The 25997-nt window shown below is 68.1% G+C and carries 22 protein-coding genes and 2 pseudogenes; 12 read left to right on the top strand and 12 right to left on the bottom strand.

Translation table 11 applies throughout. From position 1 onward, the window contains the following. Positions 1-24 precede the first annotated feature (24 nt). Both ACFYZE_RS35220 and ACFYZE_RS35225 read right to left on the bottom strand, forming a co-directional pair. Positions 25-1224: an acyl-CoA dehydrogenase family protein gene (locus tag ACFYZE_RS35220; RefSeq protein ID WP_389003514.1), complete on the bottom strand. Its 1200-nt coding sequence runs from the start codon at positions 1222-1224 to the stop codon at positions 25-27. Positions 1225-1264: 40 nt separating this feature from the next. Next, complete coding sequence (locus ACFYZE_RS35225) at positions 1265-2119, bottom strand: SAM-dependent methyltransferase (RefSeq protein WP_389003517.1); 855 nt, start codon at positions 2117-2119, stop codon at positions 1265-1267. 206 nt (positions 2120-2325) lie between these two features. Here ACFYZE_RS35225 and ACFYZE_RS35230 point away from each other — a divergent pair, with 206 nt between their 5' ends. After that, on the top strand, positions 2326-3873 hold the full coding sequence (locus tag ACFYZE_RS35230; RefSeq protein WP_389003520.1) for a GMC family oxidoreductase: 1548 nt from the start codon (positions 2326-2328) through the stop codon (positions 3871-3873). Between the two features lie 64 nt (positions 3874-3937). On the opposite strand, the gene ACFYZE_RS35235 is transcribed toward ACFYZE_RS35230, so the two are convergent. The 5 genes from ACFYZE_RS35235 to ACFYZE_RS35255 form a co-directional block, all read right to left on the bottom strand. Beyond that, the gene (locus tag ACFYZE_RS35235) at positions 3938-4807 is read right to left on the bottom strand and encodes an SDR family NAD(P)-dependent oxidoreductase (protein WP_389003523.1); all 870 of its coding nucleotides are present in this window, start codon (positions 4805-4807) and stop codon (positions 3938-3940) included. Next, complete coding sequence (locus tag ACFYZE_RS35240; protein ID WP_389003526.1) at positions 4804-5412, bottom strand: carboxymuconolactone decarboxylase family protein; 609 nt, start codon at positions 5410-5412, stop codon at positions 4804-4806. The genes ACFYZE_RS35235 and ACFYZE_RS35240 overlap by 4 nt, the downstream gene beginning before the upstream one ends. 6 nt (positions 5413-5418) lie before the next feature. Continuing rightward, the gene (locus ACFYZE_RS35245; protein WP_389003529.1) at positions 5419-6735 is read right to left on the bottom strand and encodes an ABC1 kinase family protein; all 1317 of its coding nucleotides are present in this window, start codon (positions 6733-6735) and stop codon (positions 5419-5421) included. A gap of 133 nt (positions 6736-6868) precedes the next feature. Next, positions 6869-7837: a sigma-70 family RNA polymerase sigma factor gene (locus ACFYZE_RS35250; protein WP_389003532.1), complete on the bottom strand. Its 969-nt coding sequence runs from the start codon at positions 7835-7837 to the stop codon at positions 6869-6871. A 104-nt stretch (positions 7838-7941) separates the two neighbouring features. Next, positions 7942-8262, bottom strand: a complete 321-nt coding sequence (locus ACFYZE_RS35255) for an NIPSNAP family protein (RefSeq protein WP_389003535.1) — start codon at positions 8260-8262, stop codon at positions 7942-7944. A gap of 197 nt (positions 8263-8459) precedes the next feature. Here ACFYZE_RS35255 and ACFYZE_RS35260 point away from each other — a divergent pair, with 197 nt between their 5' ends. Together ACFYZE_RS35260 and ACFYZE_RS35265 are read left to right on the top strand one after the other, a co-directional pair. After that, the gene (locus tag ACFYZE_RS35260) at positions 8460-9524 is read left to right on the top strand and encodes a DUF1702 family protein (protein ID WP_389003538.1); all 1065 of its coding nucleotides are present in this window, start codon (positions 8460-8462) and stop codon (positions 9522-9524) included. A gap of 6 nt (positions 9525-9530) precedes the next feature. Continuing rightward, entirely contained in the window at positions 9531-10901 is a 1371-nt protein-coding gene (locus ACFYZE_RS35265) for a cytochrome P450 (RefSeq protein ID WP_389003541.1), read from the top strand. Positions 10902-10968: 67 nt separating this feature from the next. Here ACFYZE_RS35265 and ACFYZE_RS35270 read toward each other — a convergent pair whose 3' ends face one another. The 3 genes from ACFYZE_RS35270 to ACFYZE_RS35280 form a co-directional block, all read right to left on the bottom strand. Next, complete coding sequence (locus tag ACFYZE_RS35270; RefSeq protein WP_389003544.1) at positions 10969-11979, bottom strand: enediyne biosynthesis protein; 1011 nt, start codon at positions 11977-11979, stop codon at positions 10969-10971. After that, a complete protein-coding gene (locus ACFYZE_RS35275; protein ID WP_389003547.1) occupies positions 11976-13949 on the bottom strand; it encodes an ASPIC/UnbV domain-containing protein in 1974 nt (657 codons plus the stop codon). The genes ACFYZE_RS35270 and ACFYZE_RS35275 overlap by 4 nt, the downstream gene beginning before the upstream one ends. Before the next feature lie 102 nt (positions 13950-14051). After that, on the bottom strand, positions 14052-14777 hold the full coding sequence (locus ACFYZE_RS35280; RefSeq protein WP_389003550.1) for a TetR/AcrR family transcriptional regulator: 726 nt from the start codon (positions 14775-14777) through the stop codon (positions 14052-14054). 112 nt (positions 14778-14889) lie between these two features. Between ACFYZE_RS35280 and ACFYZE_RS35285 the strand changes: the two genes are divergently transcribed. Further along, a complete protein-coding gene (locus ACFYZE_RS35285; protein WP_389003553.1) occupies positions 14890-16065 on the top strand; it encodes a carotenoid oxygenase family protein in 1176 nt (391 codons plus the stop codon). A 403-nt stretch (positions 16066-16468) separates the two neighbouring features. Here ACFYZE_RS35285 and ACFYZE_RS35290 read toward each other — a convergent pair whose 3' ends face one another. Further along, the gene (locus tag ACFYZE_RS35290; protein WP_389003556.1) at positions 16469-17665 is read right to left on the bottom strand and encodes a hypothetical protein; all 1197 of its coding nucleotides are present in this window, start codon (positions 17663-17665) and stop codon (positions 16469-16471) included. Between the two features lie 573 nt (positions 17666-18238). Here ACFYZE_RS35290 and ACFYZE_RS35295 point away from each other — a divergent pair. Continuing rightward, complete coding sequence (locus tag ACFYZE_RS35295) at positions 18239-19744, top strand: MFS transporter (protein WP_389003559.1); 1506 nt, start codon at positions 18239-18241, stop codon at positions 19742-19744. Between the two features lie 553 nt (positions 19745-20297). Here the strand turns inward: ACFYZE_RS35295 and ACFYZE_RS35300 are convergent. Next, positions 20298-21365, bottom strand: coding sequence for a hypothetical protein (locus tag ACFYZE_RS35300; protein WP_389003562.1), 1068 nt, complete (start codon positions 21363-21365; stop codon positions 20298-20300). 10 nt (positions 21366-21375) lie between these two features. Here ACFYZE_RS35300 and ACFYZE_RS35305 point away from each other — a divergent pair, with 10 nt between their 5' ends. From ACFYZE_RS35305 to ACFYZE_RS35335, 7 genes and pseudogenes are all read left to right on the top strand, one after another. Further along, positions 21376-22056: a hypothetical protein gene (locus ACFYZE_RS35305; RefSeq protein ID WP_389003565.1), complete on the top strand. Its 681-nt coding sequence runs from the start codon at positions 21376-21378 to the stop codon at positions 22054-22056. Between the two features lie 474 nt (positions 22057-22530). Beyond that, positions 22531-23043 (top strand): annotated as a pseudogene (locus ACFYZE_RS35310) (winged helix-turn-helix domain-containing protein); the annotation flags it as partial. A gap of 75 nt (positions 23044-23118) precedes the next feature. Next, positions 23119-23397, top strand: a pseudogene (locus tag ACFYZE_RS35315) (transposase); the annotation flags it as partial. A gap of 495 nt (positions 23398-23892) precedes the next feature. Beyond that, entirely contained in the window at positions 23893-24192 is a 300-nt protein-coding gene (locus ACFYZE_RS35320; protein ID WP_389003568.1) for a hypothetical protein, read from the top strand. Positions 24193-24344: 152 nt separating this feature from the next. Beyond that, complete coding sequence (locus ACFYZE_RS35325) at positions 24345-24815, top strand: hypothetical protein (protein ID WP_389003571.1); 471 nt, start codon at positions 24345-24347, stop codon at positions 24813-24815. A 52-nt stretch (positions 24816-24867) separates the two neighbouring features. Next, complete coding sequence (locus tag ACFYZE_RS35330) at positions 24868-25377, top strand: hypothetical protein (RefSeq protein ID WP_389003574.1); 510 nt, start codon at positions 24868-24870, stop codon at positions 25375-25377. 26 nt (positions 25378-25403) lie between these two features. Beyond that, positions 25404-25811, top strand: coding sequence for a hypothetical protein (locus ACFYZE_RS35335; protein ID WP_389003577.1), 408 nt, complete (start codon positions 25404-25406; stop codon positions 25809-25811). Positions 25812-25997 lie beyond the last annotated feature (186 nt).

Raw genomic sequence — 25997 nt, forward strand, 5'->3', positions numbered from 1 at the left:
GCGGCGCGCTCGTCGTCGCGCTGATCAGCGGCGCATCACCAGCCGGCCGTTCATCAGGTAGTCACCGACGGTCTCGAAGTGCGTGTACGACAGCGCGATGTGCTTGGTCACGGAGTTGACGTCGCGGAAGCAGCGTTCCAGTCGGCTCGTCTGGTACAGCGACGTCGTGCCGGCCAGTGTGTACACCGTCTCCACGGCCGACGTGGTGCTTTCCGCGAGCGCGGCGGAGGCCAGGCGTATCAGCGAACTGAGCTCATCGCCGCCCGCCCCCGCCGCAGCGACGACCTGCCTCGCCGCCTCGTACAGCATGAGCCGCGCCCCGTACACGGCTGTCTCGCAGCGCGCGAACCGCTCCTGCACCACATGGTTGTCCGCCAACGTGCGCGTCCCGCTCGCCGGTGTCTTCGCATGGGCCGTCTCGCGGAACGTCTCCAGTGCGTCCCGCGCGATCCCGAGGGCGACCGGCGCGGTCGAGAACGGACCGAAATCGAAGTACCCCACCGGATATCCGCGGGACGCACGCGCGGGCGGGGCCTGGGCCATCTGGGCCTTGCGCACTGCGAGTTCCTCGGGGACGAAACGCTCGTCCAGCTGGAAGTGGTTGCTTCCCGTGCCCCGCAGGCCGACGGTGTACCAGGTGTCGCGGAAGCGTACCGAGGACGCCGGCACGAACAACATCACGATGTCCGGGCCGGCGGGCGTCATAACCGGCTTGCCCCTCTCGCTGACCAGCGCCGTGCATACCAGCCAGTCGGCGTGCGCGGCCCCGCTGGCCATGGCCCACTCGCCCTGCAGCAGATAACCGCCGTCGACGGGCTCGGCCATACCGGACGGCTTGACTCCGCCGACGACGAAGCCTTCGCTCTCCAGAAACAGCCTGCGGGAGCTGTCCTCGGGCAGGTAGTCCGACAGCCGGCCGATGGCCCCCTGGACACCGATCTGCCACGAGACCGAGGCGTCCAGGCGTGCCAGTGCCTCCAGCACCGCCATCCCGGTGTCCAGTGCGGCCTGTTCGCCGCCGAACTCCTTGGACACCCACATCCGGGTGAAACCGGCGTCGCGCAGTGCCTCGAACACCGGGAGCGGCATGCGGCGATCGGACTCAGCGGCGGTGCGGTGCTCCTCGATCAGGGGAGCCAGCTTCTCGACCCGGGCCAGCCAGTCCGCCTGCTCGGCCGTCAGCGCGGGATCCGGCAGCCGCGGCCGTTGCGGTCGGTCCGTCATGGGAGTCGTTCCCTTCGTAGGCGCATCGGCCAAGCCGTCTTCATCGCTTGCGTGCGACACCGACCCACATCGGCAGCGGTGCGGGGCCGGAGGTGTCGGCGGGGCGCCAGTTCTGGGTTTCCACGACGCCGGGTTCGACTGTGTCCATACCGTCGAAGAACCGCGCCACCTCGGCCCTGGTGCGGCGGACCACGGCCTCCCCGAGCTGCTTGTCGAGAGCGTCGAGCGTGGCGTTCATCTCCGTGTCCTCGTCGTCCTTGGCGAAGTGGGACACGGCCACGTAGCTGCCCGGTGTCATGGCGTCGAGGTAGGCGGCCAGCAGCCGTGCGCCCTCGGCGAAGTCCTCGACGAAGTGCAGCATGCCGAACAGGACCAGTGCGACCGGCTGGGAGAAGTCCAGCGTCCGCGAGGCCCTCGCCAGCACGTCCTGCGGGTCGTGGAAGTCCCCCTGGAGGAAGCTCACACCACCGTCGGTGTCCTCGGCCAGCAGGTGCCGGGCGTGTGCCACGACGAGCGGGTCGTTGTCGACGTAGACGACCTTCGCGTCCGGCGCCGCCGAACGGGCCGCCAGGTGCACGTTGTCCATGGTCGGCAGCCCGGAGGCGATGTCCAGGAACTGTCGGACACCGCAGTCCTTGACCAGATGACGCACGATGCGGCCCAGCGCGCCACGCGCATGCCTGATGTCGACCTTCACGCCCTCCACCCCGCCGGTTTCACCGGGCCAGCCGGCGAAGGCGTGGGCTGCGGCCTGCCGGTCGCACTCGAAATTCGCGGTACCGCCGAGCAGGTAGTCCAAGACCCTCGGTACGTGCGGGATGCGTGGGTCGATGCCCTCGGGGGCGGCATCGGTGACCGTCGCACCCTCACGGTGCGAAGCAGCGCTCTGAGACACGGTGCGTCCTCCTCAACCGGTGCGGCCACTGCGGCCGGGATGCGTCCAGCCTGACCGCGGCCGGATCGCGCGGCTTCTCCGTGCGTGCCTTGCCTGCGACGGCGGTGGGCAACGGGTGAGTAGCCCGGCCCGAGGAGCCGGTGTCAGGCTCGGCGCGGGGCTGCAGAGTGCTGCGCCCGAAGGCCCACAATCCCCGAGGACTGCTCATGACGGCTCATTACGACGACATCATCATTGGCGCCGGGTCGGCCGGCGCGGTGCTCGCGGCCCGGCTGTCGGAGGACTCCGCCCGACGCGTGCTCGTGCTGGAGGGCGGAGCGGACTTCGTGCGGCCGCAGGAGACGCCCGAGGACATCTTCTACGGCCGGACCATGTCGTTCGCGGACCATGACTGGGGCTACCGCGCGGATATCCGGGACGGCCGCAAGATTCGCTACCCCCGTGGCAAGACCACCGGCGGCTCGTCCGCGGTCGGTGCGACGGTGGCGCTGCGCGGGGTTCCGGCGGACTACGACGACTGGGCGGCGGCCGGAAACCCCGCATGGTCCTGGTCGCAGGTCCTGCCCTACTTCCGCAGGCTAGAGAACGACCTCGACTTCCCGGACGGACAGGTGCACGGCCGCGGCGGGCCGGTGCCGATCCGGCGCTGGCGGCCGGAGGAACTGGCGCCGGGACAGACGGCGTTCGTCGAGGCGTGCCTGGCGGCCGGATTCCCCGAGGTCAGGGACCACAACGATCCGGAGTCCACCGGCGTCGGTCCGATCCCGTCCAGCCGTCCGGACCGCGAGCGGCGGGCCACGACCGCCACCTCGTACCTGCAACTGGCCCGCGGCCGCGAGAATCTTCATCTCAGGGCCGACACGATGGTCGACCGGGTGGTGTTCCAGGGCGACAAGGCGGTCGGCGTCATCGCCGCGGCACCAGGGGGCTCCTACGAGCTCGTCGAGGGACGCAGGATCATCCTGGCCGCCGGGGCGGTGGCTTCCCCGGCGGTCCTGTTGCGCTCCGGCGTGGGCCCGGCGGAGGACCTGCGGCGCCTTGGTGTCGAAGTCCGGGCGGACCTTCCCGGGGTCGGCACGCATCTCGTCGACCACCAGCGCACGGGGGCGTTCATGGTGGCGCGGCCGGGTGCCGTCGATCCGACCGGACCGTTCCTGCAGGAGATCCTGCGCACCACGTCGCCTTGCTCGGGCGAGTTCAACGACCTGCAGTACTACATGGTCAATTACTTCGACCTGGCGCACTTCCCCGAACTGCAGATGCTGGCGGGTGCTCCGCAGATCCTCGGAGTGATGGTGGTGGCCCAGCGCCCCGCCTCTCGGGGCCGGATCAGCCTGACCTCCGCCGATCCGGCCGCACAGCCTGTGATCGAACTGAACTTCCTCGATGACGAGCGGGAGCTGGACATCCTCGTCGACGGTGTGCGCACCGCGTGGCGCCTTGCACAGCATCCGGGAATCACCGCCCTGGGACAGGGCTTCGTCGTGCTGCGGGAGGCGATGATCGACAACGACGACATGGTGCGGCAGTACGTGAAGACGAGCCTGGACAGCGCCTACCACCCGGTCGGCACGGTGCGCATGGGCCCCACGTCGGATCCGTCGGCGGTCGTCGACGAACGCGGCGCGGTGCATGGTCTGGACGGCCTGTACGTCTGCGACGCATCGATCATGCCGGCCACCGTCCGGGCGAACACGAACCTCACGTCGATCATGATCGGGGAGCGGACCTCGGACTGGCTCCGGGAGAACTGACGCGACCGCTGAGCAGCGGCTCCGGAACCTGCCCGTTCCGGAGCCGCTGTGTGTGCGACGGCGGTCAGGGGGTGGGAAAGAACCGTGAGACGAACGCTTCCCAGGCTCGGTCACCGAAGATCGCACGTTGCGGTCGCAGCAGCCTGACCGGGATCCCGATCCGGTAGCGGATCCGCGGCCTCTTCGTGGTGATCGCCTTCTCGACGACCGCGGCGACCTCGGCCGCGCGTACGGAAGTCCGGCCCCGGCCCTTGGGCCGCTCGACCTCGCGGTAGGCGCCGTGCCATTCGACGAAGTGTTCCCAGAACTGCGCGTACAGGTCGCTGTCCGTGGCCAGGCCCAGATCGCCGACGGTGGTCGGGACGAACGCACCGAGGATGGGTGAGGGTTCGATGACCACCACCTTGATCCCGCTCGGCGCGACCTCGAGGCGCAGCGAGTCGCTGATGGCCTCCAGCGCGTGCTTGGTGGCCTGGTAGTAACCGCGGCCCGGGGTGGCGAACAGGCCGAAGATCGAGGACATCATCACGATCCGCCCTGAGCGCTGTTCTCGCATGCCGGGCAGCACCAGTTGTGTCATCCGGGCCAGGCCGAAGAAGTTCGTCTCGAACTGCTGGCGCACCGCGTCGACCGGGGTCTCGCCTATGGTGCCGTTGAGGCTGTACGCGGCGTTGTTGATCAGAACTCCGACCGCGCCGTGTTCCTCGGTGATTCTGTCCACCGCGGCGGCCATCGACTGCTCGTCGGTGACATCCACCCGCAGCGTGGTGATCCCCTGCTCGGCCAGGTCCTTCAGGCCCTCCAGACTGCGTCCGGTGGCGTAGACCGGCCAGCCGGCGCGGTGCAGCCGCAGGGCGGTGGCGCGGCCGGTGCCGGAGGAGAGCCCGCTCAGGGAGCTCACACCGGTGATCAGCACCGCGCGGGAGGGACTCATGACTCGCTCCTCGTCGGGACGTCCTGCTGCGAGATCCGGCTCGCCGTCACCGAGGTGCCCAGGCCCAGGCCGTCCACCATGCGGGTGATGAAGTTGAACAGGGCGGTAGTGAAGAAGGCCTCGAGCAGCTCGTCGGTGCTCCAGCCGGCGTCCAGTGCCTGCTGCCAGTCGGCATCGGTGATTTTGTACGGCTCCCGGCACAGCTTGCCCAGCAGACGCAGCAGGACCTTGGTGCGCTCGTCGAGCGGCAGGTCCTCCGGGGTCTCGGCGGCGCCGAGGGCCGAGGCCAGTTCCTCCGAGCCACCGAAGACCTGGAGGAAGAAACTGTGGGTGCCCACGCAATAGGGGCACTGGTTCACCTTCGACGTCCAGGCACAGATCAGCTCCCGCGTCTGCCGCGGCAGTACGCCTTCGAGGAAGATTCCCTTGTATCCGGAGAGGATGACCTCCAGCAGGTCCGGCCGGGTGGACACCAGCCGGAACATGTCAGGGACGAACGGCAGGTCGGTGACGTGCTTGACCTCCTCGTACAGTTCGGCCAGGCGCCCGGTGGCCTCCTTCTCGTCGATCAGCGGGACCCGGACATAGGCTGTTGCGTCGTCCATGCTCATTCACCCTTTCAGGACGGAAGCGGTACCTCGTGGAACGTTGCGGCGGCGGAGGACCGGAACAGCCTCTGCCTGGAAGTCGACGTCCGCGTCGAAGTTTTTGATCATTCCCTCGATGACCAGCAGCGACAGCAGGGGGAAGGCGAATTCGGGCGCGGGGTACAGACCGAAGCGGCGTTGCAGGTCGAAGAGGTGGCCGGCGAAGCGTGCCAGGTCGAAGTCACCGGACCGGCTGCCCGAGGTCTGCTCGACCAGTGTGCGCAAGCCGGCCCGGAAGCCCTCCAGGTCGCAGTCCTCGGCGATCTGTGCGGCACTCTCGATGACGATGTGCGCGCACATCCAGCCGTCGCCCATTGCCATATTGATGAAGAAGTCCGCGAAGGAACGGCGAACCGTCTCGGGCAACCGGACGACGAACCCGGCATCCAGGACGACCAAGCCGGCGGAACGGTCGACGTACAGGTTGCCGGGGTGCATGTCGCAGTGCACGAGACCATCGATGAACAGCATTTCGTAGACCGCGGCCAGGACCGCGCGTACCACGCAGCGGCGCGTGTCGGCGTCCAGATCTGCCGGCTCGAACCGCATCAGGTCGTCGATGTATTCCATGACCACGGTCTCGGACGTGCACAGCTCGGGCAGCGGAGCGGGAATGCGGAGGTTGTCGAATTCCGCCAGGTTCCGCCGCAGTGCGGCCAGCGATTCGGCTTCGGCGACGAAGTCCAGCTGCTGCAGGATGGCGCCGCCGACCTGCTCGTGCATGAGCGCGAACGGCATCCTGCGAAGCCGCGGCAGTCTGCCGAGCAGGCGCATGGCCAGCGCGGTGAGTGTGAAATCCCGGTGCATCACCCGGTCGATGCCCGGACGGCGCACCTTGACGGCGACACGACGGCCGTCGAGGGTCACCGCCTCATGAACGGTCGCGATGCTGCCGCAGGCCACCGGCTCCCAGTTGAACTCCCGGAACGGCCACGGTCGGTGTGCATAGGCGTGCCGGACGGCGCGTTCGATCCTGCGCCGACTCGGCGGTCGGGCGGCGTCGGTCAGGCGTCCCAGGGCGCTGGTGACTTCCTCGGGCAACAGATCTCGCCGGGTGCTCAGCAGCTGGCCGATCTTGATGTACGAGGGTCCCAGCCGGGTCAGGAGCCTGACCCACCGTTCGCCGTCGTGCAGCCCGCGCCCCCGGGTGGAGCGCGACAGGCGCGCGGCGACGGCCGACCCGACGAAGACGAGGCCGAAGCCGGATGCGGTGGCGCCCACACGGACGCAGCGCAGCACCAGTCCGGGCAGCCCGGCCACGCGGGTGGTGATCACCCTCATGTTCGCCCCTTCGTGTCGCAGGTCACGGCGAGGGCGACGCACCGCCGCCCGATCCGATGGTCTCGGCCGGGTCGGTGTGCCCACTACTCCCTTCGTGCCCTGTGAGCTGCTGCGCAGAGGCGACGCAGGGACGTCAGGCGTCGAGTTTGCCGGCCAGGCCGAAAGCTGCGAAGACGTCGGCGTCCTGGAACACGGAGTTTCGGCTGATGCCGGAGGAGGTGACGGTGAACACCTGGAGGGTGTGCAGTTCGTAGGCGCCGCTGGGGCCGCGGCGGTAGGCGGCGAAGGCCGGGTGGCCGTTGGCGCCGACCGGCAGCAGCTGCCAGCTGGTACCGGCCTTGGTGAACAGCCAGTCCATGAACCGGGCGTAGTTCTCGCGGCCGACGAACCAGTTGAGCATGGGGGGCATCTCCATGAGGACGTCGTCGGCGAGCAGCTGTTTGAGCCGCTCGACGTCGGCTTCCTCGAAGGCTTCCATGTACCGCTCGACCCACAGGCGCTGCTCGGCCTGCGACGGCTCGGTGACTCGGTCCTCCAGGACGCCCGCGTCCTGAAGCCGGGCGCGCGCCCGTTGCAGGGAGCTGTTGACCGACGCAGTCGTCGTATCGAGAATGCCGGCGGCCTCGGCGGCCGAGAAGGCGAGCACCTCGCGCAGGATGAGCACCGCACGCTGCCGCGCGGACAGGTGCTGAAGTGCGGCGACGAACGCCAGGCGCAGGCTGCTGCGGTCGATGGAGGCGCCGGCCGGGTCGCCCAGGCCCAGCAACGAGTCCGGGATCGGCTGGAGCCAGGTGACCTCGCCACCGTGGACGAAGGGTTGGAGCGGGTCGGTCTCGGAGACCAGTCCTGACGGGAGCGGCCTGCGGTTGCGGCTTTCGAGCGCAGTCAGACAGGCATTGGTCGCGATCCGGTACAGCCAGGTGCGCAGCGAACTGCGGGCCTCGTCGTACTTGCTCCGCGCCCGCCATGCCCGCAAGTAGGTCTCCTGCACCAGGTCTTCGGCGTCATGGACCGAGCCGAGCATCCGGTAGCAGTGGGCCAGCAGCTCCCCTCGATACGGTTCGATCTGGCGGTCGAACTCCTCCGTCGTCGCCGCGGTCACGCTCAAACCCTCCCCGTCCGGCTGTCCGGGCGACCCTACCGCACGGGGATGCCACCGGAGCGAGGAATGCCCCCCATCGGCTCAACAGTGATCTTACGAGGGCGTCACAGGAATGGTGCGGGGTTGGCGATCCGTCGGCGGATCCGTTCCACGATGGGGCCATCGGCCTCGCTGGCCGCCTTCGCCTCGAGCCAGTCCGGGTCGGTCAGGTAGGCGGCCCACTTCTCGGCCATCTGGGCGTACGAGTCCCATTTCAAAACGTACACCAGCTCATTGTTTCCGTTGTCGCCGATCTCCGTCACGGACATGAACACACACTCCATGCCGTGCTTGGCGAAGAGCGGTATGCCGACCTCTCGGTTGCGCCGGATGAGGGCATGCATGCGGCCCGGGACCGCGGTGTACTCACGGATCTCATAGATCATCGATTTCGCCTTTCGCGCGCACACGGGCGCCGTCGTGAGGATTAGACAGCCCCGTCGCCGCCCGCGACTTCTCGGATGTTGCCCTCGGCGCGTGCCAGGGCAGGTCGGGCAACCCATGAGTAGGGGGCAGGCCCCGCCGGCGCGAGGATGCGAGGGAAAGCCAGGCATTCCGGACCTGACGCCGAGAGGGGCAGTCAATGGCCAGCAGGTGGGCGGCACTCAGGCGCCGCGTCCTGACACCGAACACATCACAGACGAAACTGTCGACACGCGGCTTCTACGAGAAGAGCCCGCAGGCCAGAGATCAGCTGGAGCAGGCCGGAGCCATGTTCCTGGCGGGCTTCGCTTTTGCCGCAGAGGCGGAAGCCCCACGCCACGCCGAGACTGGACTGGAGAAACTGCCGGACGGGGTCCGGGGCTTCGCCTATGAAGGCGCAGGCATGGCGTTCGCGATCCGTGACGCCATGGCGCCGACGCGCAGCCGTAAGAACGCCGCGTTCCTCCAGGGACGGGGCAACGACCATGTCTACATGGTGTACGTCGGCGCCGGCTGGGCCCTGGGGCGCTTGCCGGGGCTTTTGTGGAACCGTGCGACGGCCGCCCTGCCGGATCCGGTCCTGCGCTGGCTCGTCCTGGACGGGTACGGGTTCCACCAGGCGTACTTCCACACCGCCAAGTACGTCGACCGTCAGTACGTGCAGCGCGGCTTCCCCTGGCCGGCCAAGGAATCGGCGGGCTACGCAAACCGGGTCATCGACCAGGGCATCGGCCGGGCCATGTGGTTCGTGCACGGGGCCGATCCGCGCCGGGTGGCCGGCGGCATCGACGCCTTCCCGCAGTCCCGCCGAGCCGACCTGTACGCAGGCGCAAGCCTGGCCGCGACCTATGCGGGCGGCCTGGAGGAGGCCGAACTCCTCGTGTTCCGGCAGCGGGCGCGGCACTACCTGCCCCAGGTGGCTCAGGCAAGTGCGTTCGCGGCGACGGCACGGGTCCGCAGCCATCTGGTGACACCGCACACCAGACTCGCCACCGAGATCCTGGCCGGGACGACACCGGAGAACGCGGCCAAGGTCTGCCTGGAGTCGTTCCCGGACGTCTCGGAGCGGACGCCCGCCGGCGAGCCGGCATTCGAGGTCTGGCGGCAGCGCATCGCAACGGCGCTCACCGCACGCACGTCGACGGAACAGCTGACGACAGCCGACGCGAAAGGACGCGCAGATGACGGCAGCACCGAATCCGACGAGCACACCGGTCACCGGTGATCGCCGATGACCGCCACAGCCGCAGCGACGCAGCAGGAAGCACACCGCGTACCACCCGGTCCCCGCCGGATCGCCGCCCTGGGCCTGCTGACCCGGATGGTCCGCAACCGGCTGGAGGTCATGGAGCAGTGCGCCGCCGACTACGGTGACGCGGCGCGGATTCCCCTCGGCCCCAAGACCCTGTATCTGTTCAATCACCCCGACCACGCGCGCCACGTCCTGGCCGACAACGCAGCCAACTACTCCAAGGGCATCGGCCTGGTCCAGGCCCGCAGGGTGATGGGCGACGGGCTGCTGACCAGCGAGGGCGAACGGTGGCGCAAGCAGCGCAAGACGGTCCAGCCGGTGTTCCAGCCCAAGCGGATCGCACGGCAGGCGGAGGTGATCGCCGACGAAGCCGAGGCCCTGGTCCGGCGGCTGCGTCAGCGGATCGGCACCGGACCGGTCGATGTGCGCGACGAGATGACCGTCCTGACACTCGGCGTCCTGGGCCGGACCCTGCTGGATGCTGATCTGAGCGCTTTCGACTCGATCGGCGGTTCGTTCGAGGCGGTCCAGAACCAGGCCATATTCGAGATGATGTCGCTCGGAGCGGTCCCGCTGTGGCTTCCGCTGCCGGGTGCTCTGCGTTTCCGCAAGGCCCGACGGGATCTCCAGCGGATCACCGACGCCCTCGCCGCCGGGCGGGAAGGACGCGCCGGCGGCGACGACATCATCAGCCGGCTGATCGAGTCAGTGCGGGAAGAGCCCGATCCGCGCGTGGGGCGCCGGCGCATGCGCGAGGAGCTCGTCACGCTGCTGCTGGCCGGCCACGAGACCACGGCGTCCACCCTGAGCTGGGCCTTCCACCTTCTGGACCGTCACCCTGAGGTCTGGGAGCGGGTGCACGCCGAGGCCGTGGAGGTGTTCGCCCGTGGCCCGCTGACCGCCGATTCGCTGCACGGCCTGCAGTACACGACGATGGTGCTGGAAGAAGTCATGCGGTTGTATCCGCCGGTGTGGATCCTGCCGCGGATCGCTCGCGCTGCCGATGAGATAGGCGGCTACCGGGTCCCGGCCGGCGCCGATGTCCTCATCTGCCCGTACTTGCTGCACCGGCATCCCGCGTTCTGGCAGGACCCGGAACGGTTCGATCCCGATCGTTTCGCTCCGACGGCACGGGGTGGGCGGCACCGCTACGCCTACCTGCCGTTCGGGGCCGGGCCGCGGTTCTGTGTCGGCAACAGCCTGGGGATGCTGGAGGCGACGATCGTCCTGGCGACGATGGCACGGGAACTGCGGTTGCGGACGGTCCGCGGCTACGAGGTGGCCGGAGAGCCCATGCTGACCCTGCGCGTGCGCGGTGGCCTGCCGATGACGGTCCAATCCGCGAAGTGAGCGCCCGGAAACCCTTTGGGCCCGGCTCCTTGGAGCCGGGCCCTTCGGTTGGCGGTCGTTCAGGACATCATGTGGTCGCGGAGAGGGCTGAGGGTGCCTCGGCGCCCACAGCGGGCACCGTGAGCCGGCTTGCCTTGCGTTTCTGCCGCAGGTGCACGGCCCACCAGCCCAGACCTCGGGCCCCGCACACGATGGCGGTGGCGAAGAAGAGCGTGTAGACGACGTTGGCCACCATGAGGGCGCCGTAGACCATCGCCACCGAGCCGCCGAACATGAACTGGGCCCGGCCCTTGGTCGGAGTGGTGCCGGGATCGGAGATCATGTAGTTACTGAACAGGACGAACGGAACACCGGTCATCACGCCGAGCGCCGAGAACAGTGACACGTCCCAGATCCAGTGCCGAAGGAAGGCCTGGATCGCGAAACCGCCGAGCCAGCCGACGATCAGCGCGGTCCGTTTGGTGAGCGCGGTGTTCAGGATCGTGCCCGCGGTTGCGATGATCAACGCGATCATCACGCGGAAGAAAGTGTTGGCGTTCTCTGTGAACTCGTACGGCTGAGCCACCGCGACCCAGGAGCTGAACGCCAGCAGGGTCACCACGATGCCGAAGTTCGACGGGTTCATGTAGTGCCGCATCCGTCCGGCGATCGGGGCTTGCAGGATGTATTTGCCGCTGACACCGACGATGACACCGAAGATCACCGGGCCGACCCGGTCGTTGGTGTAGATCAGCATGTTGACCGCGAGGCTGGTGATGTGCGCAGGCAGCAGGAACTCGTACGGTCCTCGCAACCCGCGGCCCCGGTAGCGGGCCGGACGGCGTTGGGCCCAGGCCGCTATGGTCTCCAGCGCCAGCTCGGTGGTGTAGCCGACCGCCAGAGCGATGACGGGGAAGATCCACGCCTGCTCGAAGCCGAGCAGTGTGTAGCCGAAGATGTTGAACACGCTGATCGACAGGGCGAAGTTGCGCAGCGCGATGTAGTGGGGGTCCTTCGGTTTGGCCCCGGACGTGGCGGCCGGCTGTGGCCGGGGTCCGGTTTCGCTGCCCGGCAGCGGGCCGGAGACGGTCGCGGTCATGACTTCGAACCCTCCTGCACGGAGTCGGTGAGGATCAGTGTGTGGTTGCCGGGCTTGAGAGTGATGTCCTGCCGGTGCGGTGCGCCGTTGTTGTCGTGCCACTGGACGGTTGCGGTCACCGGGCCGTCGTAGCTGCCCAGACCGAACCGGACCTGGAAGCTGCGGTAGCCGTCGTGGCCGCTGCCGCCGTCGAGCTGCGAGATCTGCGTCTGTCCCGGGGCGCGGACGGTGACGGTGGTGCCATAGGCCGGTGTGCCGGGGCCTTCCAGACCGGTGTTCGCCCGGCCGTCCGTCGAGGGACGGTAGAGGTTGAGTGTCAGCGCGTTGCCGACCGAGGCTTTGTTGGCGTAGAACGACGGCGGCCCCCACTGCCGGGCCACCGCGAAGTCCAGGTGACCGCTGCCGGTGGTGTCGGCCAGTGCGATACCGCGGGACGGGGTGTCGTCGCCGAATCCGAGTTCTTTGCTGATGTTGACGTACTTGCCGCTGGAGTTCTTGGCGAAGAACGCAAACACCTGATGCCCTGAGACATCGTCACCCGGCTGGAAGTTCGGCCACATCGCCGGGTTGCTCAGCAGGTCGTCGTTCATGGTGGCCATTTCCTGCATCCACGGCCATCGGTCGATCGTGCCCTGCAGGAAGCCGAGTGCCTGCACGGCCTCCTGGTTGCCGTCATTGAGGAAGTCGCCCAGCTTCACGTCCCAGGCCCACCCGCTCCACGCCAGGCCGGCCTCGGAGGCCTGCTGGCTGAACGGGGCCGTCCCTGAGGACAGCTTCTTGGCCATCTCGGCGGTCGAGGAGGTCTTGTTGACGAAGTAGAAGTTGCTCTCCTCCAGGCCCCACGGCTGGGTGATGTTGCTGACCATGAAGTCGAAGTGGCCCTTGCGGTTCATGTCCGCGAAGTCCACACCCATCCCCTTGAAGGAGCCGTTGCCGAGCACGAACGACTTCGGTGTTCCCGGTGTGCGCCGGCCTCGGGCCTCGGTGAACGACAGCCGGTTCGCCGTGGACCGGTTGTAGAGCAGGTGTCCATGGCCGAAATCGTTTCCGACGTACACCTCTGGCTTGCCGTCACCCGTCAGGTCCGCAGTGGCCAGGGCAAGGGTCCAGCCGGCGCTGTCGTGGAACGGGACTGCTCCGCGGTCCTCCACGTAGTGCACCGACGGCGACTCTCCTGAGGTCGCGCCGACCCAGCGCAGCAGATGCAGACCCCCGCCGTTGTTGGCGTTCGACAGGGAGTCGGGCATCTGCATGTTGTTCTGCCCGTGCGGGTCCAGGATCGCGCTGTCCGGGAAGTAGTTCCCGACCACGAGCGACGGGTGACCGGTGCCGGCCAGGTCGGCGATCGCCACCGCATCGGTGTTCCACCGCGGCCCGACGTAGCGCCCCTCGGCGTCTACTCCGGCCACCACTTCCTGCCGTGTGTACGACCCCGGCGCCACCGTGCCGGCCTTCGCCTTCGGCAGGAACAGGATGGGGGTGCGGCCCCAGTAGAAGACCAGCAGGCCGTTCCGGCCGTCGCCGGTGAAGTCGCCGATCATGCAGCCGGTCGGCGCCATGGTGTGGTCGACCGGCAGCGGCGCGGGGTCGAGTACGAAGGGGGTGAACCGGTCGCTCGCTGGAGCGGTCGGTGTGTAGGTGACGACGACGTCATTGGTCCGGGTGTCGACCAGGCACATGCTGTCGGCGCGACCGTGGCCGGTCAGGTCGTTGATGGCGACGCTTGCCCCCACCGCGGACATCCAGGACCGGATCTTGCGGTAGGCCGGGTTGACCACCCGGACGGTGTTCATCTTCTGCTGGTCATAGCCGGGCGGCATGGCGATGGGCATCTCGGTGAAGGAGTACTTCGCAGCCGTCTGCGAAGCCTCACCGGCTTGGGCCGGGTTCCCGACCATCACGTACACGGCGAAAATGGCGAGGATCGCGATCAGCCCCGGGATCAGCGTTCGTAGTCTTCCGCGAAGCACGGGCGCACCTTCCTGGTCCGGCGACGGGCAGTACCCGACCACCATCCAGGCAACGGCGATCGGGCCGCTTCTCTGGCGTTGCCGCGTGGCGCGTGACGGACGTCAAACCGAGCGGATGCCGTCCTCGGCATCGCAAGCCGTCGCCCGCTCCTCCCTCGTGCCGCCGGCGTCGGCGGCGCTCAGGGCACGGTCAGCGATCGGGATGGAACGGTGCATGGAGGCCTGTGCCCCCTCGAAGCTGTCACCGTTTCCGATGAGCAGGCTGCGCACCTGGGCGCCGAAGCAGGCATCGGCGTCGTACGGCTCGAAGAGGTAGCCGCCGAGTTCGAGGGTGACGATGCCGTGCAGCGCCGTCCAGAACTGGTGCGCCACCAGCTCGGCATCGCCCTCGCGGAACCGGCCGGCTGCCATGCAGCGCCGCACCGAGGCGATGAGGATGTCCAGGACGTAGCGGCCATGGCGGCGGTCGTCGTCGGTGAGAGAGAACCCGGCGACAGTCAACAGGCCGAGCATCACCTGGTACAGGTGCGGGTCCTTGAAGGCGTGCCAGCGGTAGACCCTGCCGTGTGCCACCACGTCGGCAACCGGGTCGTCGGAGTCGCCGATGGCGGTCATGGTCACGTTCAGACGGGCGAAGCCCTCGCGGACGACGGCGCGCACCAGGTCGTCCATGCCACCGAAGTAGGTGTACACGGCCATCGTGGAGGTGCCGACCTCCTTCGCCAGGCGGCGGGTACTGAGGCCGGCGGGGCCTTCCTCGGCCAGGACGCGGGCTGCGGCTTCGAGCAGGGCGTTGCGCAAGTTCGGCTGTGCACGACGGGGACTCACGCTTGACATGGTGCAACATGCGCGGCGATATTTACATGACACCGTTACATAACGGCGATATTGGTGGTGAGCTCGGATGGCCCCAGGAGTCCCGTACTCTTCGAACGCACCGATGAGCACCGGCTTTGACCCGATGGACACCGAGGTCCGTGAGCTGCCCGTCAAGGGAGAACTCCCACAGGAGTTGGACGGCACACTCCTGCGCATCGGACCGGACCATGCCGACGGCCAGCCACTGATCGCCGCGTTACGCATCCGGCAGGGTCACGCCGAATGGTTCAGAACCCGCCGCATCCGCACCGACCCCGTCTGCCGGATCACGGGAGACCTGCCGTCGCCGGGCCCACGCCGCTGTCCCTCCGACAACACCGACGCCGCCCTCATCCAGCACGCCGGCCGGACCCTCGCCCTCGGGGACGGAGTCCTGCCCTACGAACTGGCACCGGACCTGACGACAAAAGCCAGGTACGACTTCGACGGCACGCTGCCGGCGGGCTTCACCGCCCGTCCTGTGCACGACCCGGTGACCGGCGAGCTGTTCGCTGCCGTGCTCGACGGCGAGCCACCGCGTCTGTGGTACTTGGTCGTCGATGTCCGCGGCCGGATCCGCAAGCGTGAGCCCGTCACGTCCTGGCAAGGACACCACCTGCCGGCGCTCGCACTGACGCAGCGGCACGTGCTGTGCCCCGAGCCGACGCGGATCGGCGTCATGCCACGCGAAGGCACCGAGCGGGATCTCGTCTGGATCACTGTGGGGGAAGGCGGCATCGACCGCGTCGTTAACGCCTTCGACCGGCCTGACAAGCGGATCACGTTGGATGTCGTGCGGCGCTGCCGGACGGGGCCGGTCCTGTGGCGTTGGACTCTGGATCCCGGTGCCGCGACGGCATCCGGCAGGCTTCTCGTCCGCGACGCCTGCACATCACCCGTGATCGACCCGCGGTACCACGGCTCGGAGCATCGCTACTGCGTGATGCTGAAGGCCGACAACTCGCCTGTGCGGGACGACGTACTGGTCCGCTTCGACCTGGCCACGGGGAGTCGGCAGACTTCCCCTACGCGCCTGGGCCGGCTCCTCACCGCTCCGGTCACCGTGCCACGCTCCCCGACGGCTCCGGAGGGCACCGGCTGGCTGCTGGCGTTCGCCCAGGACACGATCGACGACAGCAACACCATGGTGGTCCTGGACACCAGCGACTTCGGAGCAGAAGCTGTGGCCCTCGTGGACTTGCCGTCGGTCCCCCACCGGGCTCTGCACGCAGCCTGGACCGTGACGTCGGCGTGGTGATCAAGTTCGGGGCGGCAGCGCGATCGAGCTACCGGAACCCCGGCCCCTCCAGGAGCCCGGGGCCGGCACGGGCGGAGTTCCTCCACAGCGGCGCGAACCGTCTCGATGACCGACTCCAGGCGCTCAGCGCGCCCAGCGAGGATGTGGGCGGAGTCGGTGCGCTGCCGTCCCCTCGCCTTGGCCAGACCGGCGGCCTTGAGCCGCTCATGAGCCCAGGACCGGCCCGCGCCATCGGTCTGCTTCCGTATCGTCGGGTTCGGCGCGGCGATCGCCGTGCGGAGGTCGTCGGCGACCGTGCCCGCAGCCCGGATCAAACCGGCGCGCGGCCGTCGTCAACGCGGAGATCCGCGGGGCCACCGTCATCCGGTCGTGCCCCGCTGATCTCCCGCCGTCGGTCCGCCGGCTATGCCGTCATCAGTGCCGCCTCGAATTGCTTCACCACGTCGTCGATCACCTCGGCGCGGTGGAACGCGGTGTCGTAGACCAGGTCAAGGGTGAGCCGCCCGCCCACGGTCGAACCGTAGAGTGCCGGAACCGGCCCGCGTGACGTCCCGGCCCACCGGCTGTCGGTGACCCGTAGGCCGTCGGGCACGGGGTACTCCTCGATGATGCCGATGTTCGACACCATGAAGGAGATCGGCGGCAGCGGCGCGGGCTTGCCGGCGGCTCGCTGGGACACCAGCCTGTGCTGGATCTCGTCCCGGTCCAAGGCCGCCTTCAACTGCGCGGCGATGCGTCGGCCCACCTCGACGGGCTGATCACCGGCGTCGACGCCGGTGGAGGACACCAGGCGGGCTACACAGCAGAACGGCGCGTCCGGCGCGATCGGCGGATCGACCCGCGGGCGCAGGTCCACGGCGAAGGCCGGCGCGACCGGCATCGGCCCGGCGTCGGCGAACTGGGCGCGCACCGCGCACGCCAGCGCCCCCGCCAGCAGGTTGGTGATGGATATCCCGCTCCGACGAGCGGCGGCGATCAGCGCAGCCGTTGCGTCCGGCTCGAAGCTGAAGCTGCGCACCGCCGGCGCGCCGGGCGCAGCGGCGTCGCCGGCCAGCGTCAGCGGCGGATCGGCGTCGGCCGGGGGCTGCACCGGCCCTGGTTCGTAGGCTGCGAGGAGCGCCTCCTCCAGCGACCCTTCGAACGCGGACCTCCCGGTCGGTTCGGGCACCACACCGCGCAGCAGGCCGGTGTAGTAGCTCAGCAGCCGGCGCAGCAGGAGCGTGTTCAAGCGGCCGTCACTGCCGGCGTGGTCGCCGGCGAGCGTGAGCACCGCCGACTCCCCGTCCTGGGAGAGCGAGACGCGGTAGACCGGGCGGTTCTGCGCGAGGGAGACGTTCAGCTCGTCCGCGAGGCCGTTCGACCCTGGCTCCACCATGACCAACCCCGGTCCCTCATCGGCCAGTTCCAGGGTGATGTCGTCGTCGGTCCGACAGAAGGAACAGCGCAGCAGCGGATGGTCACGCTCCAGCAGACGCACGGCCCGTTCCATGACTGCCGCGTCCACCCTCCCCTCCAGGGCGACGCTCGCCACGACCGGCCCGATACCGAAGAGATAGAACATGGACTCGAAGAAAGTGAGGGAACGTCGCTCGCTCGTCATCTGCGGACCTTGACCTTTCGTACGTCCGGTAGGAAGGGATCTTGTCGAAGCGCCCGGTCCGCCGACGACACCAGACGTGAACGGCTTGGAGGGGAGGTCTCGCCGCACCGGCGAGACCACGGGCCGTCCACTTCGCTTAACCTCTCGGCTCGGCAGGGCCGGGCGGCGGAGAAGGCCGCCCAGGTGCGCTCAGCTCGTCGATCATGCTGGGTGCACTCCCGTTCTGGGTTTGCGTCGTGGCCCGGCTCGCCGGTGGATGAGCGGCATCCGGGCACGCGCAGCGAAAGGGCCGCTGCCGCAGCAGGACGTCACACCACGTCCGACCTGGCGGCGAGAGCGGTTGGAACTCGACTCGGGAGCCTAGCCACGGTGCGGCGGGCGGGGCTTCTTCCTGAGTGCCGCGCAGGACGCGGCGTGCGGCACCCGCTCCGGACTGCGCGACCGAGTCCCGTCCGACCGTCGGCCGCGCAAGGCCGATGAGTTTCGCACCCCCGGCCGGTATATACCCCGAGCTTCGGCCGACGGCGATACCTGCGCCGCGACCGGAGGTGCAACCAACGAATGGAGAGAACCATGACCACGGCAGGGTCGGCCGCGCATCCGGCCGCAGCACCCGATGCACACACCGGTCGGCGGTGGATGATGCTCGTACTGCTGCTGCTCGGGCAGTTCATGGGCCTGGTCGACGTGTTCATTGTCAATGTGGCCATGCCCTCGATCGGCACGCAGCTCCACGCCTCCGGCGCGTCCCTGCAGTTGGTAGTGGGCGGTTACACGGTCGCCTACGCGATGCTGCTGATCACCGGTGCCCGGCTGGGCGCCCTGTACGGGCGGCGACGGATGTACCTGCTGGGCGTCGTCGTGTTCACCCTCATGTCCGTGGGGTGCGCGTTCGCCTCGAACGCCATCGCGCTGGTGGTGTTCCGATTCGCCCAGGGAGCCGGCGCGGCCGTCATGGTGCCGCAGATCATGAGCGTCATCCAGATGCAGTTCACGGGCAAGGCCCGCGCCCAGGCGCTGTCCGCCTATGGCGCGGTGCTCTCGACCGGTGCCGCGGCGGGCCTCGTCCTCGGCGGGGTCATCGTCAACGCGAACCTGTTCGGGACCAGTTGGCGTCCGGTCTTCATGGTCAACCTGCCCATCGGCCTCGTACTGATCGCGCTCGTGCCGCGCCTGCTTCCCAAGGACGTGCCGAGCGGGCGGCAGCGGCTGGACCTGATCGGCCTGGCCCTGGCGATCCCCGCAGTGTTCCTGCTGGTCCTTCCCGCGGTCCTCGGACGCGAACTGGGCTGGCCTGTCTGGACGTTCCTCTGCATCGCCGCCGGAGTCGTCCTGGCGGTCGTCTTCGTGCGGGTCGAGCGGCTGATCGCGGCTCGCGGCGGAGAACCGCTCCTGAACTTCGCCGTGCTGCGCGCAGCCGGAATGTCGGCCGGTCTGGCTACCGTGGTATGCGTCCAGCTCACCTACGGCGGCTTCCTGTTCGTCTTCACCCTTCACCTGCAGGCCGGGCTGGGGCAGAGCGCGCTGCGCGCCGGACTGACCTACATCCCCATGTCCGTCGCGTTCGGCCTGACCGGCTTCTACTGGCGCAAAATCCCCGAGCGGCTCCACCCTGTGCTCGCGCCCACGGGTCTGGCGCTCTCCGCTCTGTCCTACGGGCTGATCGCGGCAGCCATGCAGGACGGGACCGGCGGCGGGGCGGCGATGTGGATGGGGACGATCCTCAACGGTGTCGGCATGGGCCTGTCGGTGAGTCCGCTTCTGACGCAGTCGCTGGTGAACGTGCCGATGGACAAGGCGGTGGACGCCAGCGGCCTTCTGACCACCATTGTCCAACTCGGTCAGGTCGCGGGGGTCACGGTCTACGGCGCGCTGTACCTGACCCTCGTCAGCCATGTCGGCGTCGGCACGCCCGCGCACGGCCTCGGATCCGCCATGGCGACGACCGCGACCTGGATTCTGGTGGTGGCTGCGCTCGGCGTGATTCCCGGGGTGGCCCTGACGCGCGTCGTCCTTCGGGCCGCACCCCCGAGGAGGCCCCAGCCGGTCGCCGCGCCTGCCCCGGTCACCTCGGACTGAGCCCGTCGCCTCACCTGCCCGGCCGCGCGGCGGCTAGCGGGGTGGCGCGAGCACTTCGTGTCCACCCCGGCCGGCCTCCGAATGATCCGCACCGAGAACACGGCCCGGTGAAAACGAGATCACCAGCACGCGCCGGCCTCATGCCTCGGTCTGGCCTCCAAGCGGGTGAACCACGACGGCATGGACCGGTGAGCGGCTGGAGTCGCATCATGGGCGAGCCCAGCGCAAGGTCGGCACGCGCGGTGCACCAGCCGCGGGGTGGCCGGTCCGGTCCTGCTCACAGGCAGGTCCATCGCATGCCGATGGCGGATAGTTGTTCGTGTCCGGTGGCGGTTTTTCTGATCAGTGGCTGGTGGGCTGGCCTGCGTTGATCAGTTTGGCGTGCTGGTGTGGTCGGGGGCGTGGGTGTTTCGGTGGGGCACGGGTGGGGGTGTGGGCCTCGCTGTGTGGGGTCTGGTCTGCGGTTTTGTCAGATAGCGGGCTGGGTGATCAGGTCGTGTCACTTGCGGTGACCGGTGATCAGGTTGAGTAGTTGTTGGTGTGAGGCGTGGTCCTACGTCTGCTGGGTGGTGATGCGGCATGCGGGGCATGCTTTGGGGCTGCGGGGGCCGTAGCGGTGGATGGGGGTGGCACACAGCATGCAGGGGCCGATTTCCCAGGGTGGGCACCTCAGTTCTGCTGCGATGACGAGGCGTTCGCGGGGGGACAGTCGGAGGGCGATGGGTCTGGTGGGTTGGAGCAGGGTGTCGTGGGGGGTGTGGTCGAAGGTGTGCAGGCCGGTGGCGGAGGACGTCTCGCGTCGCGGGCGTGGGCTGCTGGTGTGGGGGCCTTCTTCGCCGTAGCGGCAGGAGCTGTCGAGTTCTTGTTCGGTGTAGGTGACCGGTTCGTCGTCGGGTGGGCCGGCCTCGGGCGGGGTGTTGGTTTCGCCCGTGATCTCGTGCCAGCGCTTAACGTCGCGGGCCAGGGCCCACAGGTAGGAGGTGCGGTGGGGGTCGTGCCGGTTGCGGGAGCGTACGGGCAGGTGCTCGCCGTCAGCGCTGGTGACGATGAGTTCGTCGAGGGGGGTGGCGCGTTCCTGTGGGATGCACAGGGCGGGCAGGAACCAGCCGCTGTGCCACTTTCCGCACGCCCTGCCGTTTTCGGGACATGAGCGTTCGCTGGTGGGGGTGCATTTCCAGATCTGCAGGTGGCGGACGCCGCCGCGGATGATCAGGGCGAGCGGGGAGATGATGCGCTGCCAGGGCACGTCGTCGACGCGGGTCCAGGGGGCGCGGTCTATCAGGGCAGAGGTGGCGTCTGCGGTCACCCACAGAGGTGCGATGTTGCGCTCGCGGGCCTTGGCGGACCGCCGGCGCACGGTACTGGCGGTGATGGGGGAGTACTGGGCTTCCCATCCCACGCGTGCGCGGGCGCCGGTCACCAGCACGTCGGTGATCACCCGTCCGTCCTCGGATCGCGCTTCGGTCTGCACGTCCAGTCCGTGGCGTGATGCGGTGCGGGCGATCCGCTCTTTCATCGCCTTGTGCTTGTCGCTCTCCTGCGGCGTGGCGACGTGGGTGAGGGGCAGGTGCGCCGCTACCCACATCACCTTGCCGCCACGGCGCTGGCGCCGGACGAACATCCACGGCGTCTTGCCGTGCTACCCACATCACCTTGCCGCCACGGCGCTGGCGCCGGACGAACATCCACGGCGTCTTGCCGTCCAGGGCGCACTGGCACTGTCCGCCCTTGTAGTCCGTCAGGCACTGCAGCAGGTCCCGGGGCCGCTGACCGACGGGCTGGGTGATCTCCTCCAGCAGTCCGTCGTAGTGCGGGTTGTCGAGGTCTTCGTGCGTCAGGTTGATCTCTATGCCGTACCTGGTGTGAAACACCCCCTCCTGGAAGTGTTCATGCCTCGCCGGTCACCGGGCGAGATCAGAGCGCAGCTGCCACGACGCCGCACGCGCTATCGGCGGACACCCGTGATCCGAGGACTGTCCGCCTCGGCGAATAGGCAGATCGCCGTCTTCGAGCGCAGTCGCGGCATCCCCGCGGGCGAGGTCGCACACGCGTTCCGCCGCTGGAGTGCCACCGCTCGACGCCCACTTGGGGACGTCGATCCGTTCTACGAGACCGGCGACACGGACCTCCGCAGCGACGACTACCACGTCCGCACCCTGCTGGAAGGCACGCTCCATACCTTGAGCAGAAAGGCACGACGCGAGTTGAGCACCGTCATCGACTCCGCAGACGAACGCATCCTCCGGCGCACGCTCAACAACCCCTTCGCGGACCCAGACCTCCCTTGGTGGATGAGTCGAATCGGTGTATGAGCGCCCAGCCGTTGCTACTTCTGACCGATACTTCGCGGGCTCTCAGGCCAGACCTGCTGCCAGCAGTCGTCGACCTTCGTTCCTAGATCTCACCTACGCAGCCAAGAGTCCGTGTAGCTACGGCACCGGATCCGCGTCCCGGATGCGGATCCGGATGCGGTCCGGGCTGCGCATCCGGCTGCGCAGCCGCAGCAGGTGGCGACAGCACGTCCAACTTGCCCGGTCAATTGACTGGCCTTGAGTCGACAGCGGAGCCACTTGCCCGGGTGGTTGACCGCCTTGACTAGGGGTTGAGCCCTGGCATGAGCCAGGTGAGCCGGAGCTGAGCCGTCACACACCAGCGCTGAGCCGCGCGGCCCCCGCTTCTGTCATGAGCGCCCAGCTCGGGCCCGCCAGGAGGCCGTCTACCTACTGACCCTCAAAGCGTGGTGTCGTAGGGCTGACGCCTCATGATCCCTGCGGTATGCCGACTGCATGAGGTATGCGCAAGGTGGCGGACTGACCGACGAACGGCGAGCCTTCCGCGAGAAGTTGAGGATGGAGGCGGCCGAGCGGTTCAGGCAGGGCGACGGGAACCCGGTCATCGCTCGCGACCTGCGGGTCAGTGTCCGGTCGGTTCAGCGGTGGCGCAGAGCCTGGTCGAAAAAGGGGCCGAGGGCCCTGGCCTCCAAGGGGCCGGCGTCGCTGCCGCTGCTCAGTGACGAACTGTTCGCCGTGCTCGAGCGGGAGCTGGCCAAGGGGCCGGTGGCACACGGCTGGCCGGACCAGACCTGGACCCTGTCGCGGATCAAGACGCTGATCGGGCGCCGCTTCCACAAGAGCTACACCGTGCAAGGGGTGGCCGCCCTGCTCAAGCGGCACGGCTGGAGCTGCCAGGTCCCCGCCCGGCGGGCGATCGAGCGGGACGAGAACTTGGTGGCCGGCTGGGTGAAGGAGACCTGGCCGAGCGTGGAAGGACCGTGGCGGCGCTCGACGCCTGGCTCGTCTAAGAGCTTCTCCTGGAAGGACTACCGCGACCTCATTCAGACCGCCCACCAGCAGCTCGGCGGCTCGATCGTGCTGGTCTGGGACAATCTCAACACCCATCTGGCGGCCGGAATGCGCCGCTACATCGCCGACCGCGACTGGCTCACCGTCTTCCAACTGCCGCCCGCACCCGACCTCAACCCGGTCGAAGGCATCTGGTCCGTCCTACGACGCACCACCACAGCCAGCCGCGCCTTCGCCGACCCCGACGACCTGATCACCGCCGTCCGGCGCGGCCTACGCCAACTCCAGTACCGCCCCGACGTCCTCGACGGCTGCCTCACCGGCACCGGCCTCCGACGCCAGCCACCATGACGACATCACGCATTCAAGGTCAGTAGCCCACCACGAGGCTCCGGGAGCGCCCCGGGGAGCGATGATTATCTAGGGTTGTCAAGCGAACCCCTGGTAGTCGACATCCAAGCCTGTAAGGCACGTTAGGCAAGTTCAGCGAAAGCATCGCTGCCCTGCGCGAGGCTGCGGTGCGGGGACCAGAGCCAGGGGTTCAGTTCCGGTGGTCGCCGACGGGGAAGGTCAGGGCCCAGGGCTGGCCGTCAAGGCGGGTGGTCAGGGCGCATCGTCCGCTTGGTCGCTGCCCTCCGCGTGGGCGTCGCCACCACCCACCGGTACGTCGTCGAGTAGGGCCAGCAAATCCCAGGGTGCGGCCAGCCTCTCCCTGCCCACGTGGCAGAGTACGACTCGGACCGATGTGAGCTGGCCGTCGCTGTCGGGAAGGCGGCGTCGTCACAGCACCCACGGCATCATTGTCCTCGAAGACTGACGGAAGCTTAGATCGGCAGGGGGAAGTAAGTGGCTCAGGATGAGGGTCTGGATCGGCAACTGCAGGCGATCGAGGCGGGACTGCGCCGCGATGACCCGCGGCTGCATGCGAAGTTGGCGGAGTCCGGTGCGTTGTTTGCGGGCGTCCGGCTGGTCATAGCCGTGGGCGTCCTGGTGCTGGCGTTTGCGGTGCTGACGCAGATGAGCAGTCTGGGGATCGGTGCTGCCTACTTTGCTGTCGTTTTGTTGATCATCGGTGTGACCGAGACGGTCCGGCGGGCCCTCCAGTTGAGAGGCCTTGTCATGGGACGTCGTGGACAGCGTCGGTGATGGCGTTTCCACGCTAAACGGTCTCGGGAAGGGCGTGGGTGAGCGGCTGTCTCATAAATGGTGGACACCTGTGCGACCGCTGATCTAGGGTCGACTCGCAGGTTCTCCTGACGGGGGTTTCAGTGTTCTCTGGTTCGACCGACCAGTTTGCAGTGTCTTTCACTTTCAGGGCTGGATGGTGTCGCCTCAAGCTGAGCGTAGGCGGAGAGGTCGCCGTCTACCGGGCTACAGGAATCGAGGACAACTTTTTCGCCGACCTCGTGCGGGCGGTAGCGCATATCGCCTCTGGCGGGGCCGTGGCTACGGTCCTGTGGGGTGACGAGCCGGGAGGGGTGTTCCTCGATTTCGGCAGATCCGGCCCCGACCATGCCGCCATCGCCGTGCACGAGCTGGGCCTTCCGGAATGGCTCACGCCGGCTGATCCGCCCTGGATTCCGGTTCGCGGCAACGCTGTGGTAGCGGCCCGAATTCCGGTAGTGACGTTTCTGACCGCATTCATGGATGCATTCGCAGATGTCCGAGAGTCGGCCCCTGAAGGGCCGATCCCGGGCTGGTGCGGGGGTGTTCCGAAGCCGGAATTCGAGGCCATTCGCCACGAGATTCACCGGCGACGCTCAGCGTAGGGAAAATCTGCGTCCCTGGTATATCCATACTTGCATGAGGGGGAATTTTAGCGTGCGCGCATTCAAGCGCTTTGCCGTCGCTGCTTCCGCAGCAGCGGTGCTGGCTGTCCCGCTGGCCACCGCAGCAGCCGCAGCAGCCAATGAGCCGCGTCAGACTGATCCGCCCAGCGGAGCCACCCCGTGGAGCGACTGCTTCTACGGCCACCCGCTCCCGCACGAGAACGCCTACGTCGACAGTTTCGGCAACGACCACGTCGGCATCGGTATCACCCTGCGTTGCGGCAGACACGACTCCGGGGGTGTCGACGGCTGGGGCGTGCGGCACATCAAGGACGGCCACGGGTACGACGACTACACCGACTACTGCATCCAGTTGATCGTCACCCATTCGACGTCTCTGTCCCCCGGTTCCGGTGCCCGCAACATGGCGTTCAAGTACAGCGCCCACGGCATGACCGGAACCGTCATCTACAACGTCGACACCAAGAACATCGTCACCGCCTTCACGTCAGGAACGCGGGACAGTGGTGACTGGCACGGGTGTGTTTCGAAGTTCAGCTGATGACAGGAACAGAACAGGAGCATGCCGTGCGCAAGCAGATTCGAATAGGTTTGGGTGTCACCCTGGCCGCAGCCTCCCTGTACCTCGCCGCGCCCGCCAGCGCCGCTGAGGCATCACCTGCCAATCCCCGAACAGCCAGCGGGTGCACAACCAACGACGACGACTCCAGGACATCCTGCATCGACGTCGAAGGCCACAAGCTCCACGTAGACCGTGTCGTTGCTGACGAGTCCTGGGGCGGGTCTGGCCACCACTGCGCCACCCCTCGGCTGTATGCCAACGGCCGACTGTTCGCGACGGGCTCCAATCGTTGCGGTACCTTCAGCGCCGAGTGGGTGTTCCCGCTCAATGAGGAGTTCAGCAACAACACCCATCTATGCACCTCATGGAGTGACGAACCCTCTCTGCGCCCTTGCGAGACCGTTCACGACTGATTAGCCTCGATTTTGCATGAGGGCCCGTCAGTTCGCTGACGAGCCTCTCTGCTTGTTCAAGGCGGGGGGACTTTGCACCTGGGCAGGCTAACCTCGAAGTTTCGTGACGGTCCGCCGACGGAGTCGGTGGACCGTTTTCGCGCCGTGGGCTGAGGTTGGGCAGGCTGAGGGCCCGAGTGTCGTCTC

Origin of the sequence: Streptomyces sp. NPDC001796 (assembly GCF_042892355.1) — a bacterium.
GTDB lineage: Bacteria > Actinomycetota > Actinomycetes > Streptomycetales > Streptomycetaceae > Streptomyces.

Excerpts from the sequence above, each read along its gene's own strand:
- ACFYZE_RS35300 (WP_389003562.1), bottom strand. The coding sequence starts at position 21,365 with ATGTTCGTCCGGCGCCAGCGCCGTGGCGGCAAGGTGATGTGGGTAGCG.
- ACFYZE_RS35255 (WP_389003535.1), bottom strand. The coding sequence starts at position 8,262 with ATGATCTATGAGATCCGTGAGTACACCGCGGTCCCGGGCCGCATGCAT.
- ACFYZE_RS35265 (WP_389003541.1), top strand. The coding sequence starts at position 9,531 with ATGACCGCCACAGCCGCAGCGACGCAGCAGGAAGCACACCGCGTACCA.
- ACFYZE_RS35230 (WP_389003520.1), top strand. The coding sequence starts at position 2,326 with ATGACGGCTCATTACGACGACATCATCATTGGCGCCGGGTCGGCCGGC.
- ACFYZE_RS35285 (WP_389003553.1), top strand. The coding sequence starts at position 14,890 with ATGAGCACCGGCTTTGACCCGATGGACACCGAGGTCCGTGAGCTGCCC.
- ACFYZE_RS35220 (WP_389003514.1), bottom strand. The coding sequence starts at position 1,224 with ATGACGGACCGACCGCAACGGCCGCGGCTGCCGGATCCCGCGCTGACG.
- ACFYZE_RS35240 (WP_389003526.1), bottom strand. The coding sequence starts at position 5,412 with ATGGACGACGCAACAGCCTATGTCCGGGTCCCGCTGATCGACGAGAAG.
- ACFYZE_RS35295 (WP_389003559.1), top strand. The coding sequence starts at position 18,239 with ATGACCACGGCAGGGTCGGCCGCGCATCCGGCCGCAGCACCCGATGCA.
- ACFYZE_RS35235 (WP_389003523.1), bottom strand. The coding sequence starts at position 4,807 with ATGAGTCCCTCCCGCGCGGTGCTGATCACCGGTGTGAGCTCCCTGAGC.
- ACFYZE_RS35245 (WP_389003529.1), bottom strand. The coding sequence starts at position 6,735 with ATGAGGGTGATCACCACCCGCGTGGCCGGGCTGCCCGGACTGGTGCTG.
- ACFYZE_RS35260 (WP_389003538.1), top strand. The coding sequence starts at position 8,460 with ATGGCCAGCAGGTGGGCGGCACTCAGGCGCCGCGTCCTGACACCGAAC.
- ACFYZE_RS35290 (WP_389003556.1), bottom strand. The coding sequence starts at position 17,665 with ATGACGAGCGAGCGACGTTCCCTCACTTTCTTCGAGTCCATGTTCTAT.
- ACFYZE_RS35270 (WP_389003544.1), bottom strand. The coding sequence starts at position 11,979 with ATGACCGCGACCGTCTCCGGCCCGCTGCCGGGCAGCGAAACCGGACCC.